Consider the following 11963-nt stretch of genomic DNA (forward strand, 5'->3'; position numbering starts at 1 on the left):
CTGGCCGCCGCCGCGGGGCTGGCCGCCGCGTTGCCGGCCGCCGCCGACGCCATGGCACAGCCGGTCGCCCACATCGAACTCGCCCGCATGATGGGCCGCTGGTACGAGGTTGCGCGCCTGCCGAACACGACCCAGCGCGGTTGCCTCGCCGGCACCTCGGACTGGACGCGCAGCGGCGAGGGCTTCGCCGTGGTCCAGGCCTGCCACAAGGGCTCACCTGACGGACCGCTGTCGGAATGGAAGGCCCACGCCCGCGTCGCCGACCCGGTTTCCAACGCCAAGTTCAAGATGACCTTCTTCGGCGGTCTGATTAGCCAGGAATACTGGGTTCTGGACGACCGGGCTGACGAAGGCTGGCTGATCCTGGCCACCCATGATGGGCATTACCTCTGGTTGATGTCGCAGAAGCCCGTCCTGCCGGCGGCTGTTAAGAGCGAGGCCGTGGCGCGCATCAAGCAGCTGGGCTTCGACATAGGCCGCCTGGAATTCCCCCTGCCTGCTCGCGGCTGAGCGCCGAGCGTTGCCCGATCGCACGCGCATTTACTATGTCGGGTATCCGACGTACGATGCCTGATCGCCGGCCTGCTCCACGGGCGCTGGCGGCTGAGAGTTGATCCGCGCTCTCGCCTGCCCTCGCCAATGGACCAGCGTGACCTCAGACCGGGCTTACATCCTGCATTTCGAATGGCCGGCCGGGGGCGCGTGTGACGTGAACCGCGGCCATGAGCTGGACGCCGACAACGACGAGCACGCCCGCATGCTGGCGGCGCTGCTCTATGCGGGCGCCTCCTTCGATGAGCCCCCGCCCATGGCCTACCGGATCGTGGGTCCCGGCGGCGGGGTCGTTTACCGCTATCCGGAGCCGTAGGTCCCGCCGATCGACCCGCTTCCGTCAGCCGCGATGTCGGCTTGCCGGACGCGGCGAATTTCCTCGTTGCGTCAGGAACGTAGCCGGAACAAAATGGCGGCGTGGACGCCACCGTCACCCTTGTCGCCGTCTCGCGGCCGGAGACCACCGCCGCCGTCACCCGCGGTGCGGCGCGGCTGCTGACCGCGCTGGGTTATGCGCCCCTGGCCGAGGTGACCCTCCCGAACGGACGCCGGGCCGACCTGATGGCGCTCGGGCGCAAGGGGGAGATCTTCATCGTCGAGGTAAAGTCGAGCCTGGAAGACTTCCGCACCGACCAGAAATGGCACGAGTACCAACCCTACTGCGACGCCTTCGCCTTCGCCGTGGCGCCGGAGTTCCCGCGCGAGATTCTGCCGCAGGAGCCGGGCCTGATCGTCGCCGATGGCTTCGGCGGCGCCGTGTTGCGCGAAGCCGGGGCCGTTCCGCTGGCCGGCGCTCGGCGCAAGGCGCTCACCCTGGCCTTCGGACGGTTGGCGGCGCTGAGGGCGGCGGGGGTTCCGGCGGTGGCGCTGGAGTGATGCCGGCCCGCTCATCCCGCCTTCGCCGGGCTGAACGGACCGACTAGCACCCGCGGCTCATCGCCTTCAACGCGCCCATGTGGCGGCGCGAGACCGCGACCTCCACGCCGGTCGACAGCATCACCGCGCCTCGCCCGGCGGCGTGGCGGATGCGGACGATGCGGTCGGTGCGGACCAGGCTGGAGCGGTGGATGCGGAGGAACTGGCCGGGATCCAGCCGTTCGGCCAGGGCGCCGATCGACTGGCGAACCAGGAAGCTGCGCGCCCCGGTGTGGATGCGCACATAGTCGCGCTCGGCGGCGATCCAGTCGATGGCGGCGACCGGCACGCTGGTGCGCCCGCCGCGCTCCTGAATCCAGATCTCCCGGGCGTAGGCGCTGGGCGCGGCGACCGCGGCGGGATCGCTGCGCAGGTTTCTGAGGATCTCCTCCAGCTCCAGGGCGCGCTCCGCCGCTGCGCGGTTGGCCAGCGCCGCGCGCGCGCGGGTCAGCGCGGCGGCCAGGCGCGCCGGCTCCACGGGCTTCAGCAGATAGTCGAAGGCGGCGCGGTCGAAGGCGTCCAGCGCGAAACGATCGAAGGCGGTGACGAAGATGACGATCGGCGCTTCCTTTCCCAAGCCATCCAGGACCTCCAGCCCAGTGAGCCCCGGCATCTTGATGTCCAGCAGCACCACGTCGGGCGCGCGCTCGGCGATCATCCGCGCGGCCGCCACGCCGTCGGAGGCCGCGCCCGCCAGCTCGGTCGCCGGCTGCTCGCGCAACAGGATCTCCAGCCTGCGCCGGGCAAGCGGTTCGTCATCTACGATGAGCACGCGCAGGGGCGTCATCGCCGCTCCAGGGGCAATTCGACCGTGGCCGCGAAGCCGCCGCCGGGCCGTGGGCCGCAGGTCAGGCGGCCGGCTTCGCCATAAAGCACCTCCAGGCGGCGGCGCACATTGGCGAGGCCGACGCCGAGCGTCGTGGGCGCCTTGGCGATGTCGGGGACGGCGTCGTCCCGCACGGTGACGACGAGGCCGTGCTCGCCCAGTGCTGCGCCGATCTCCACCCGAACCGGCCGGGTGGTGCGCGCCACGCCGTACTTCACCGCGTTCTCGATCAGGGGCTGCAGGATCAGGCCGGGCACGAGGGCGTCCCGAAGGTCCGCCGGGGTGGCTTCCACCAACACCAGGCGGTCGCCGAACCGCTCCTGTTCGATGGCCAGGTATTGGCGCTGCGCGGTCAACTCGTCGGCCAAGGTGACCTTGTCGCCGGGCGTCTTTTCGAGCGAGGCGCGCAGGAAGTTGGAAAGCGACAGCACCATCCGCTCGGCCCGGTCGAAGTCCTTCTGCAGGATCAGCGACGAGAGCGCGTTCAGCGTATTGAACAGAAAGTGCGGATTGATCTGGTAGCGGAGCATCTGGTTCTGGCTCTCGGCCGCCAGCGCCTGGGCCTCCATGAGCCTGAGGCTCTGCTCGCGCGCCCGGTCGTCGGAGTTGAGCGCGAACACCACCGCACACCAGGCCACGAACGACCAGATGAGGCTCGAGAAGGTGAGCATGGTGTTCCAGATGAGGTCCATGGCGGTGTCGCGGAGCGTCTCCGCCGACGGGGCGACAACGTCGAAAGCCACGTAGTTCAGGCCCGTGTAGAAGACCGCGCCGGCCAGGGAGAGCGTCGCGGCCAGCGCCAGCCTGCGGCTACGCGCCGAGCTCACCGAGCGCAGCAACAGGTGCTGGTAGAGGATGCAGAGGAAGAAGGCGGCGGTGCAGACCGCCGCGCGCCGCAGGCCGTAGTTCAGCAGGGTCGGCCAGGGCGAGCCCATGCCGAACGAGCGCATGCTGATCAGCAGGTAGGTGAAGGCCCACAGGATGAGATTGGCCGCGAGATAGCGGTCGAAGAAGGGCCGCCGGGCCGGCGTGGCGTCGGCGAAAGTGCTGTCCAAGGACGCTCCTCCGCGCCGTTTCATCCCGACCCCCAGGATAGGCCGCGCAGTCCCTCGACGCGACGCCGTTCATCGTGCGGAACCTTCCGCTTGCAGCAGTGACTGCAATTGGCTGCGCGATTCGCAGACTTCATCGAATACGGCGTGATCGCGCGCGGCCACGGCCGGATGCTGCCGCCGCCATGATGCTCAGCGGCCAGATTTCCATCGAACTCACCGTGGACGATTATGTCGCCGCGGCCGACCACCAGAAGCGGATCGAGGGCCTCTTGGCCCGAATTCGCGACACCTATCCGAACGCCACCCTCACCCTGCGCGAGCGCCGCCGTCCCAAGCCGCCGTTGCCGCGCGGCGATCGCGGCGGCCGGCCGGCCCTATATGGAGAGGCCTGAGACCCATGCGCCGGCGAAACGCCATCCTGCAGTCCTTGTGCCTCCTGAGGGCCCTTGAGCCCCGGATCAGCGTCAACGAGGTGATCGCTTTCCTCTATGCCGCGGAGAACGTAGGCCTGACGGTCCAGGAGACGGCGGCGGTCTCCGGCCTCACGCAGTCTACCGCCTCGCGCAGCCTGCGCTCGCTAGGGCCCAAGGAATCGAGTTGGTCGAAGCCCCCGGCGCTGGGCCTGCTGGAGGCCTATCTGAGCCCCACCGACGCCCGCAGCCACGTGATCCATCTCAGCGCCCGCGGTCGCGAAGTCCGCGACCGGCTCGACGCCATCATCCGCCAGGGCGAGACCATTTCGCCGCAGCAGACGTCGCGGGCGGCCTAAGGCTGCCTTCCCTACGAACAGGGAGGCGGGGCGTCCGAGGTCGCCCCTACCGGGGCGCGCGCTTGGCCAGAATCCGCTGCAATGTGCGGCGGTGCATATTGAGCCGGCGCGCGGTCTCCGAGACGTTGTGGTTGCACAGTTCGTAGATGCGCTGGATGTGCTCCCAGCGCACCCGGTCGGCGCTCATCGGATTGTCCGGCGGGGCGGGCGAGGTGTCGCCCCGGGCAAGCAGGGCGCGGACCACGTCATCGGCGTCGGCGGGCTTGGAGAGGTAGTCGACCGCGCCAGCCTTCACCGCCTGGACGGCGGTGGCGATGTTTCCATAGCCGGTCAACATGATGATCTTGGCGTCGGGCCGGGCGTCGCGGACCGCTTCCACCACCTTCAGGCCGGTGCCGTCCTCCAGGCGCATGTCCAGCACGGCGAAGGCCGGGGCATGCTGCCTGACGGCCGCCAGGGCCTCGGCCACCGATCCCACCAGGGTGGGCTCGAAGCCGCGCTGCTCCAGGGCGCGGCCCAGGCGGGTCCGCAGCGGCGCGTCGTCGTCGAGCACAAGCAGGGTCTTGTCAGAGAGGGCGGCGACGTCGGCGGAGAGGTCGGTCATGCTGGGATCCCTTGGGAACTCTGACGTGTGCGGCATTCTGTCGCGGCTATTGGCGCTAGGGCAAGCCGGAACTCTTCACGGGCGAACTACAGGTCTCCGGCTTCGATCTTGGCGCGCGGCCAACGGGCCGTCACGACGGCGCCGTGCGGTCTGCCGTTCTGAAACGTCACAAGGGCCCCTGTTCGTTCCAATAGGGTCTTGGAGATGAAGAATCCCAGACCCATGCCGATGTGGCCGGTTCGGGAGCCCTCGGCGCCCGGACGGGTGGTCACATAGGGCTCGCCGAGCTTGGCCAGAACCTCCGGCGCGAAGCCCGGGCCGTCGTCGCGCACCTCGATGGAGATGGTCTCGGCGTCGAACCGCGCTGACAGCAGAATCTCGGAATTGGCGAAGTCGACGGCGTTCTCCACGAAGGACGTGAAGGCGTGGGTGATTTCCGGCAGGCGCCGGATGTCGGGGGTCTTCATGCCCTTGGCGCCGGTGACGATGGCCTCGACGCGGACGCCCTTCACTCCGGCATGGGGTTCGATGACGTCCTGCACCAACTGACGCAGCGAAATCCGCTCATGGACCTCGTCGGAGGCGGCGTCGGGGGTCTCGGTCAGGCGGCGCAGGATTTCGCGGCAGCGCTCGGCCTGGGAGACCAGGAGCTCGGCGTCCTCCCTGACGGCCTGGGTGGGCGCCTCGCGGCCCAGTTCCTTGGCGACGATGGAGATGGTGGCCAAAGGCGTGCCGAGCTCGTGGGCGGCGGCGGCGGCGAGCGCGCCCAGGGCTGAAAGCCGCTGCTCGCGGGCCAGCACCGCCTGGGTGACGTCCAGGGCCAGGGCCATGCGGGCGGATTCCGCGGCCGCCTGGCGCACATAGCCGGCGGTGAGCGCGATTCCGGCAAGGTTGGCGATGGCCGCCCCGATCCGGAAGCTCAAGGGTATGGCCGCGGCCATGTCCGGCGCCTGCGGCAGTGGCAGGGACACGAACGCCAGGGTCGCGGAGATCAGCCCCGCGATGGCGCCCAGGATCAGCACCGGCCGCAGCGGCAGGGTCGCGGCGGCCAGGGTCACCGGGGCGATCAGCATCAGGACGAAGGGATTGGCGGTCCCGCCGGTCAGGAACACCAGCGTGCTCATCTGCAGGATGTCGAGGGACAGCTGGGCCGCGGCCTCGCGGTCGCCGAACACCCGCTGGCCAGGCGAGGCGACGCCGGTCAGGAGGTTCACCCAGGCGCCGGCCCCGACGATGGCGAAGCACAGGGCGTAGGGCAGGGAAAAGCCCATCGCCAAGGCGGTGAGCAGCATCACAGCTTCACCCGCCACCACCAACCAGCGCAGGGTGACCAGGGTGCGGACCCGCAGTCGTCCGCGGTGGACCGAACCCTGCGGCCAGGGGTCGGCGGCGTCGATCCCAGCCGGCGGCGGCCCAGCTTGCGCCCCGCCGCGGGCGGTCCTATCGAGACCGGGCTCTGTCGATGGCGTGGCGGAGATCCTGGGTCTAGCCATGGCCGGCGCAGGATCGCGCGCCCACGCCGCCGTGACGAGCCCTAATGCGGCCGCCGCCGGGGCCGCGATGTCGACAGGGACGCCTCATGAGCCGGACCGTCTGGGTCATCCTCGCCATTCTGGCGCTGGCCTTCGCCGTGATCACCGGCCTTGCGGTGCAGCGCGGGGTGCTGGGCGCCCAGAGCCAAAGCGCGGCCATCGGCGGCCCGTTCCATCTGGTCGACCAGACGGGCGCGGCCCGAGACGCCGGCCTGCTGAAGAAGAAGTGGAGCGCGGTCTTCTTTGGCTTCACCTATTGCCCGGAGGCGTGTCCGACGACGCTGCTGGCGCTCGGCCAGACGGAAAAGCTGCTGGGCCCCAAGGCGGACGACTTCCAGACGGTGTTCATCTCCGTCGATCCGGGACGCGACACCCCCAAGGTGTTGGCCAACTACCTGTCCAACAGCGCCTTCCCTCGCCACACCGTGGGGCTGACGGGCGCCGACAGCCAGGTCGCGGAGGCGGCGCACGCCTACCGCGTCTTCTACCAGAAGGCCGGGGACGGTCCGGACTACCAGATCAACCACTCGACCATCACCTATCTGATGAACCCCACCGGCGACTTCGTCTGCGTGCTCCCATACGGCGAGACGCCCCAGGCGATGGCCGGCCAGATCGAAGCTGCGATGAAGCTGGGCCCGCACGCGCAGAGCTGCCGCGCCTGAACTGACTTTGGGTATGGACCCGGTTAAGGGTTCGGGTGTTATGCTGCGGCGCACAAAGGATGGGACATGCTCTATTCCCTCTATGAAGCTGGCTTCTACGCCGCCTCTCCGCTTCGCGCCGCAGCACGGCTGACCCGAGATTTCTGGTCCTCGCCGCTCAACCCGGCGAAGGAGAGCGACCTGGGGCGTCGGCTCTACGCCAATGCTGACCTGCTCGCGAACCTGACGCGGCGCTACGGCAAGCCGGGGTGGGGCATCGAGACGGTCGAGATCGACGGCCAGGCGGTGCGCGTGCGCCCGACTGAGGTCTGGTCGAGCCCCTGGTGCAAGCTCACCCATTTCGCCCGCGACATGGCTGACATGCGCCGGGCCGGCCGGCGCACGCGGGAGCCGGCGGTGCTGATCGCGGCGCCGCTGTCGGGCCACTACGCCACCCTGTTGCGCGGTACGGTCGAGGCCTTCCTGCAGGACCACGAGGTCTACATCACCGAGTGGACCAACGCCCGCGACGTGCCGGTGCTGGAAGGCCGCTTCGATTTCCACGATTACATCGACCACATCCGCACCATGCTGCAGGCCATGGGCCCCAGGCCGCACGTGGTGGCCGTCTGCCAGCCTGGCCCGCCCGTGCTGGCCGCCGCGGCGCTGATGGCAGAGGACGGCGACGAGTGCCGCCCGGGCTCGATGACCTTCATGGGCTCCCCGATCGACGCGCGCCTGTCGCCGACGGTCACCAACAAACTGGCCGAGGCGCGGCCCTTCACCTGGTTCCAGTCGCACATGATCGACACGGCGCCGCCGCCCTATCCGGGCATGGGCCGGCGCGTCTATCCGGGCTTCGTGCAGCTCGCCAGCTTCATGTCGATGAACGCCGAGAAGCACCAGGAAGCGCACCAGCGCTACCTTCGCCAGCTGATGGACGGCGATGGCGACGGCGCCGAGCGGCACCTGGAATTCTATGACGAGTACCTGTCGGTCCTCGATCTGACAGAAGAGTTCTACCTGCAGACCGTCGACGTGGTCTTCCAGCGCTACCTTCTGCCCAAGGGCGAGCTCGAGCATCGCGGGCGGCTGGTTCGGCCGGACAAGATCACCGACATCCGTCTGCTCACCGTCGAGGGCGAGAACGACGACATTTCTGGCATCGGCCAGACCCAGGCGGCCCACGAGCTCTGCTCGGGCCTGCCGGCGGCGTTCAAGGAAGACTACGTCCAGCCGCACGTCGGCCACTACGGGGTCTTCAACGGCGCCCGCTTCCGCGACGAGATCTATCCTCGGGTGCGCAGCACGATCTGGGAGGCCGAGCTCGCCCTCGCACGCAGCCCGGCCAACGCTCTCCCCAAGCGGACCAAAGCCGCCTAGATTCAGGCTCGATGAGTCTCTTCGGCCGCGCTCTTGCCGATGGCGACCGGCTGGAGGTGGCCGGGACGGCCGTCACCCTGAAGGTCAACCGCCGCGCGCGCCGCGTGTCGCTGCGCCTGGATCGCACGCGCCGCGAGATCGTCGCCACGGCGCCATCGCCGCGCCGCTTGCCGGAAGCCGCCGCCTTCGCCCGCGCCCGCGCCGGCTGGATCGCCGAGCGGATCGCCGAACTGCCCGACGCCACGCCGATCCATCCGGGGATGGTCCTGACCGTGTTCGGTGAGCCGGTGCGCCTGGAGGCCGGCAGCGGCCGCGCCAAGTGGCTGCCAGCCGCCCACGGTGAGCCCTCGCGGATCACCGCCATGGGTGAAGGCGAGGGCTATGCGCGGGCGGTGATCCTGGTGCTGAAGAAGCGCGCCGCAACGGTGCTGGGCGAACGCACCGAAGTCTACGCGGCCATGCTGGGCGTGGAGCCGCCTAAGGTGACGGTGGCCGACGCCAAGGGCCGCTGGGGTTCGTGCCGGCCTGGGCTGCGCGGCCACCCGGCCTCGATCCGCTATTCGTGGCGCCTGGCGCTCGCGCCCTTTGACGTGGCCGACTATGTGGCGGCCCACGAATGCGCCCACCTGCTGGAGCTGAACCACGGCCCGCGCTTCTGGGCCCATGTGAAGGCCTTGGTCGGCGAGGTGAAGCCGCACCGCGAATGGCTGCGCGCCGAGGGGGCCCGGCTGCACGCCTTCGGGCGATAGCTTTCCTCTCCGCGCCGGGGAAGAAGGCTAGTGCGGCGCTTCTTCGGGATACCGCTGGGGCGTCGGGGCCGGCGCCGGATCGGCCTCGTGGTCGCCGTGGAGCAGGTCGTTCACGCCATTGATGATCGCCCCGATGGCGTCGGTGGGCTCGGCGGGCGGAGCGTCGGCGCCGGGGATGCCGGCGGTCTTCAGCCGCGGCAGGGCCTGGGCCATGTAGTCGTGCCAGATGGCCGCCGGGGCGCCGCCGCCGGTGACCTTCTTCATCGGCGTGTTGTCGTCCTTTCCGACCCAGACGGCGGTGACGAAGCCGCCAGTGTAGCCGATGAACCAGGCGTCTCTATAGTCGCTGGTGGTGCCGGTCTTGCCGGCCAGGTCGTAGCCCTTCACGTTGGCGCGCGCGCCGGTGCCGGACTGAATCACCCCGCGCATCATGCGGATCATGTAGCTGAGCGCCGGCTGGCCGATCACCGCACGGCGCTGGTCGTTGCCGACATTGTGGTCGTAGAGCACCTGGCCGGACGCGGTGCGGATGCGCTCGATGCCGTAGCCCTTGGCGAATACCCCGCCATTGGAGAACGGCGCATAGGCCTGGGCCATCTCCAGCGGGCTCACCTCGACGGCGCCCAGGGCCATGGAGGGGTCTAGCTGGATCGGCGAGACGATGCCCAGCCGATGGGCGGTGGCGGCGACGTTGGAGGTGCCGACCTCATTGGCCAGACGCGCGGCGACGGTGTTGATCGATTCCTTGAGCGCGATCTCCAGCGTGATGGGCCCCAGGTACTGGCCGGTGTAGTTGCGCGGCGTCCAGGTCCCGATGGTGATCGGCTCGTCGACCACCGGGGTGTCCGGCGTGCGGCCCGCTTCCATGGCGGTAAGATAGACGAAAGGCTTGAAGGACGAGCCGGCCTGGCGCCGCGCGCTGGTGGCCCGATCGAACTGGCTCTGCAGATAGCTGACGCCGCCGACGTAGGCGCGGATGCGGCCTTCGCCGTCGAGCGAGATCAGGGCGGCCTGCTTGACGCCCTGGTTCTGGGCCGCGGCGACGCCCGTCTGGATCGATTGCTCGGCCGAGGCCTGCAGGGGGAGATCGAGCGTGGTCTCCACCACGAGGTCCTCGGTGGGCTGGCCGACCAGGTGGCGGACCTGGTCATCCACCCAGTCGGTGAAATATTGCGCCCGCTGGCTGGCCAGTACGGGATTGACGCGGATCGGCTGCTGGAAGGCCGCATCGCGCTGGGCCGGCGTGATCGCGTGGATGCGCACCATCTCGTCCAGCACCGTGGTGGCGCGGCGCTCGGCGCGGGCCGTGTCGGCCATGGGGGAATAGCGCGAGGGGCCCTTCATCAGGCCCGCCAGCATGGCGCTTTCGCCGAGGCTGAGCTGGGCGGCGGGCTTGCCGAAATAGCGTTGGCTGGCCGCCTCGATGCCATAGGCGCCTTCGCCGAAATAGACCCGGTTCAGATAGAGCTCGAGGATCTGCTTCTTGGAGAACTTGGCCTCCAGCCACACGGCCAGGATCAGCTCCTGCGCCTTGCGCCGGTAGGTCTGATTGGGGGTCAGGAACAGGTTGCGGGCCAGCTGCTGGGTGATGGTCGACCCGCCGCGCAAGGGGCCCCCGCCATGATGGGTCCAGTCATAGACCTGGCTGCGGACGATGCCCCAGGGGTTGAAGCCGAAGTGCCAGTAGAACCAGCGGTCCTCGATGGCCACGAAGGCCTTGGGCACGTAAGGCGGCAGCTTGTCGAGGTCGACCGGCGGTGCGAACTGGCTGCCACGCACCGCCACCATCCCGCCGGAACGATCGAGGTAGGAGATCGAGGGCTGGCGCTTGACGTCGTAGAGCTTGGAGGTGTCGGGCAGGTCCACCGAGAAGACGGCGAAGAAGGCGACCACGAAGATCAACGCCCAGACGCCCAGCACCAGGGTCCAGTAGATCACCGCCTGCAGCGGCGAGCGGGCCGGCCGGGGCGGTCCGGCTCCGTCGCTTGGCGGCGGCGCTTTAGCCATCTGCTCGTCGTCCTACGGTCGCGCGGGGCCCCCGACCCGGCGCGGGTCATAGCCCACGCCGCAGAAGCACGCGACAAGATTGACGAGATATGAACGGCGGGGTTTGAGAGGGGTTCGAATGGCCTCGATGCTTCCTTTGAAGCCAAGCTTACGTCACATTCCGCGCCGAGTTTCCGATGCTGTTCGGGCCGGCGCGCCCTGGAAGGGATTTCGACGATGTTGCGGATGAGGGTTGCGCTGCTGATGGCGCTGACGATGTTCGGCGCGGCCGCCTGCTCCAAAGGCGGCGGGGGCGCGGCGCTGACCGCCGACGACATGGACCTCGGCAATGCCCAGGCCAAGGTGACGGTGGTGGAATACGCCTCCGTCGGCTGCCCGGTATGCGCCAAATGGCAGCGCGAGGTGTGGCCGGCCTTCAAGGCCAAGTACGTCGACACCAACAAGGTGCACTATGTGTTCCGCGAGATGCTAGTCGGCCAGGGCCCCGAGATCGCCGTGGCCTCCGCTGGTTTCCTTGTCGCCCGCTGCGCCGGCAAGGACAAATACTTCGCCGTCACCGACGCCATCTTCAACAGCCAGGAGCAGGCTTTTCAGGCGCCGCGCGAAACGCTGCTCGACGTCGCCAAGTCGGTGGGCATGACCGAGGACGCGTTCAACAAATGCACCAATGACGACAAGGCCATGCAGGCGTTGAACGACCGCGTTGAAAAGCACAGCCGCGACGACCACGTAAACTCGACGCCGACCTTCGTCATCAACGGCAAGAGCCTGGAGCCCGGTTACCACACGCTCGACGAGATCGACGCGGCCATCAAGGCGGCGGGCGGCTAAGCCCTTTTCCGAGATCGGTGGTATCAAGTAGGAAGCCGCAAGCTTCGCCGCTTGCGACATTCTTGCATAGCTGATGTGCGAAAATAGCGGTTGCCA

The 11963-nt window shown here is 68.9% G+C and carries 14 protein-coding genes; 9 read left to right on the top strand and 5 right to left on the bottom strand.

What is annotated here, in order from left to right:
- The 3 genes from E8A12_RS09470 to mmcB form a co-directional block, all read left to right on the top strand.
- A partial coding sequence (locus E8A12_RS09470) for a lipocalin family protein (RefSeq protein ID WP_293367990.1) occupies window positions 1–510 on the top strand: 510 nt, incomplete at its 5' end.
- A 100-nt stretch (window positions 511–610) separates the two neighbouring features.
- Entirely contained in the window at window positions 611–868 is a 258-nt protein-coding gene (locus E8A12_RS09475) for a hypothetical protein (RefSeq protein WP_293367992.1), read from the top strand.
- Window positions 869–969: 101 nt separating this feature from the next.
- Window positions 970–1428 (top strand): DNA repair putative endonuclease MmcB, encoded by a 459-nt coding sequence (gene mmcB, locus E8A12_RS09480; RefSeq protein WP_293367994.1) that lies wholly within the window; start codon window positions 970–972, stop codon window positions 1426–1428.
- A 43-nt stretch (window positions 1429–1471) separates the two neighbouring features.
- Here the strand turns inward: mmcB and E8A12_RS09485 are convergent, their stop codons facing one another.
- Window positions 1472–2254 carry a LytTR family DNA-binding domain-containing protein gene (locus E8A12_RS09485; RefSeq protein WP_293367996.1) on the bottom strand — a complete coding sequence of 261 codons (783 nt, stop codon included), beginning with the start codon at window positions 2252–2254 and terminating at the stop codon, window positions 1472–1474.
- A complete protein-coding gene (locus E8A12_RS09490) occupies window positions 2251–3348 on the bottom strand; it encodes a histidine kinase (protein WP_293367998.1) in 1098 nt (365 codons plus the stop codon). The genes E8A12_RS09485 and E8A12_RS09490 overlap by 4 nt, the downstream gene beginning before the upstream one ends.
- Before the next feature lie 182 nt (window positions 3349–3530).
- Between E8A12_RS09490 and E8A12_RS09495 the strand changes: the two genes are divergently transcribed.
- Window positions 3531–3740, top strand: coding sequence for a hypothetical protein (locus E8A12_RS09495; RefSeq protein WP_293368000.1), 210 nt, complete (start codon window positions 3531–3533; stop codon window positions 3738–3740).
- A gap of 5 nt (window positions 3741–3745) precedes the next feature.
- Window positions 3746–4117, top strand: a complete 372-nt coding sequence (locus E8A12_RS09500) for a MarR family winged helix-turn-helix transcriptional regulator (RefSeq protein ID WP_293368002.1) — start codon at window positions 3746–3748, stop codon at window positions 4115–4117.
- Between the two features lie 46 nt (window positions 4118–4163).
- Here E8A12_RS09500 and E8A12_RS09505 read toward each other — a convergent pair whose 3' ends face one another.
- Both E8A12_RS09505 and E8A12_RS09510 read right to left on the bottom strand, forming a co-directional pair.
- The gene (locus E8A12_RS09505; RefSeq protein WP_293368004.1) at window positions 4164–4721 is read right to left on the bottom strand and encodes an ActR/PrrA/RegA family redox response regulator transcription factor; all 558 of its coding nucleotides are present in this window, start codon (window positions 4719–4721) and stop codon (window positions 4164–4166) included.
- A gap of 86 nt (window positions 4722–4807) precedes the next feature.
- Window positions 4808–6214 carry an ActS/PrrB/RegB family redox-sensitive histidine kinase gene (locus E8A12_RS09510; RefSeq protein WP_293368006.1) on the bottom strand — a complete coding sequence of 469 codons (1407 nt, stop codon included), beginning with the start codon at window positions 6212–6214 and terminating at the stop codon, window positions 4808–4810.
- Window positions 6215–6300: 86 nt separating this feature from the next.
- On the opposite strand from E8A12_RS09510, the gene E8A12_RS09515 reads away from it, so the two are divergent.
- The 3 genes from E8A12_RS09515 (at window position 6301) to E8A12_RS09525 (ending at window position 9029) form a co-directional block, all read left to right on the top strand.
- The gene (locus E8A12_RS09515; RefSeq protein WP_293368008.1) at window positions 6301–6918 is read left to right on the top strand and encodes an SCO family protein; all 618 of its coding nucleotides are present in this window, start codon (window positions 6301–6303) and stop codon (window positions 6916–6918) included.
- Between the two features lie 66 nt (window positions 6919–6984).
- Complete coding sequence (gene phaZ, locus E8A12_RS09520) at window positions 6985–8280, top strand: polyhydroxyalkanoate depolymerase (protein WP_293368010.1); 1296 nt, start codon at window positions 6985–6987, stop codon at window positions 8278–8280.
- 11 nt (window positions 8281–8291) lie between these two features.
- A complete protein-coding gene (locus E8A12_RS09525; RefSeq protein WP_293368012.1) occupies window positions 8292–9029 on the top strand; it encodes a YgjP-like metallopeptidase domain-containing protein in 738 nt (245 codons plus the stop codon).
- Window positions 9030–9056: 27 nt separating this feature from the next.
- Here E8A12_RS09525 and E8A12_RS09530 read toward each other — a convergent pair whose 3' ends face one another.
- Window positions 9057–11036 carry a penicillin-binding protein 1A gene (locus tag E8A12_RS09530; RefSeq protein ID WP_293368014.1) on the bottom strand — a complete coding sequence of 660 codons (1980 nt, stop codon included), beginning with the start codon at window positions 11034–11036 and terminating at the stop codon, window positions 9057–9059.
- A 216-nt stretch (window positions 11037–11252) separates the two neighbouring features.
- On the opposite strand from E8A12_RS09530, the gene E8A12_RS09535 reads away from it, so the two are divergent.
- A complete protein-coding gene (locus tag E8A12_RS09535; RefSeq protein WP_293368016.1) occupies window positions 11253–11867 on the top strand; it encodes a DsbA family protein in 615 nt (204 codons plus the stop codon).
- Window positions 11868–11963: the final 96 nt, after the last annotated feature.

This window comes from Phenylobacterium sp. (assembly GCF_004799395.1).
Taxonomy (GTDB): Bacteria; Pseudomonadota; Alphaproteobacteria; order Caulobacterales; family Caulobacteraceae; genus Phenylobacterium.

Bases quoted from the DNA above. Each gene is read 5' to 3' on its own strand.
- E8A12_RS09485 (WP_293367996.1), bottom strand. From the start codon at position 2,254: ATGACGCCCCTGCGCGTGCTCATCGTAGATGACGAACCGCTTGCCCGG.
- E8A12_RS09495 (WP_293368000.1), top strand. From the start codon at position 3,531: ATGATGCTCAGCGGCCAGATTTCCATCGAACTCACCGTGGACGATTAT.
- E8A12_RS09500 (WP_293368002.1), top strand. From the start codon at position 3,746: ATGCGCCGGCGAAACGCCATCCTGCAGTCCTTGTGCCTCCTGAGGGCC.
- E8A12_RS09505 (WP_293368004.1), bottom strand. From the start codon at position 4,721: ATGACCGACCTCTCCGCCGACGTCGCCGCCCTCTCTGACAAGACCCTG.
- E8A12_RS09510 (WP_293368006.1), bottom strand. From the start codon at position 6,214: ATGGCTAGACCCAGGATCTCCGCCACGCCATCGACAGAGCCCGGTCTC.
- E8A12_RS09515 (WP_293368008.1), top strand. From the start codon at position 6,301: ATGAGCCGGACCGTCTGGGTCATCCTCGCCATTCTGGCGCTGGCCTTC.
- phaZ (WP_293368010.1), top strand. From the start codon at position 6,985: ATGCTCTATTCCCTCTATGAAGCTGGCTTCTACGCCGCCTCTCCGCTT.
- E8A12_RS09525 (WP_293368012.1), top strand. From the start codon at position 8,292: ATGAGTCTCTTCGGCCGCGCTCTTGCCGATGGCGACCGGCTGGAGGTG.
- E8A12_RS09530 (WP_293368014.1), bottom strand. From the start codon at position 11,036: ATGGCTAAAGCGCCGCCGCCAAGCGACGGAGCCGGACCGCCCCGGCCG.
- E8A12_RS09535 (WP_293368016.1), top strand. From the start codon at position 11,253: ATGTTGCGGATGAGGGTTGCGCTGCTGATGGCGCTGACGATGTTCGGC.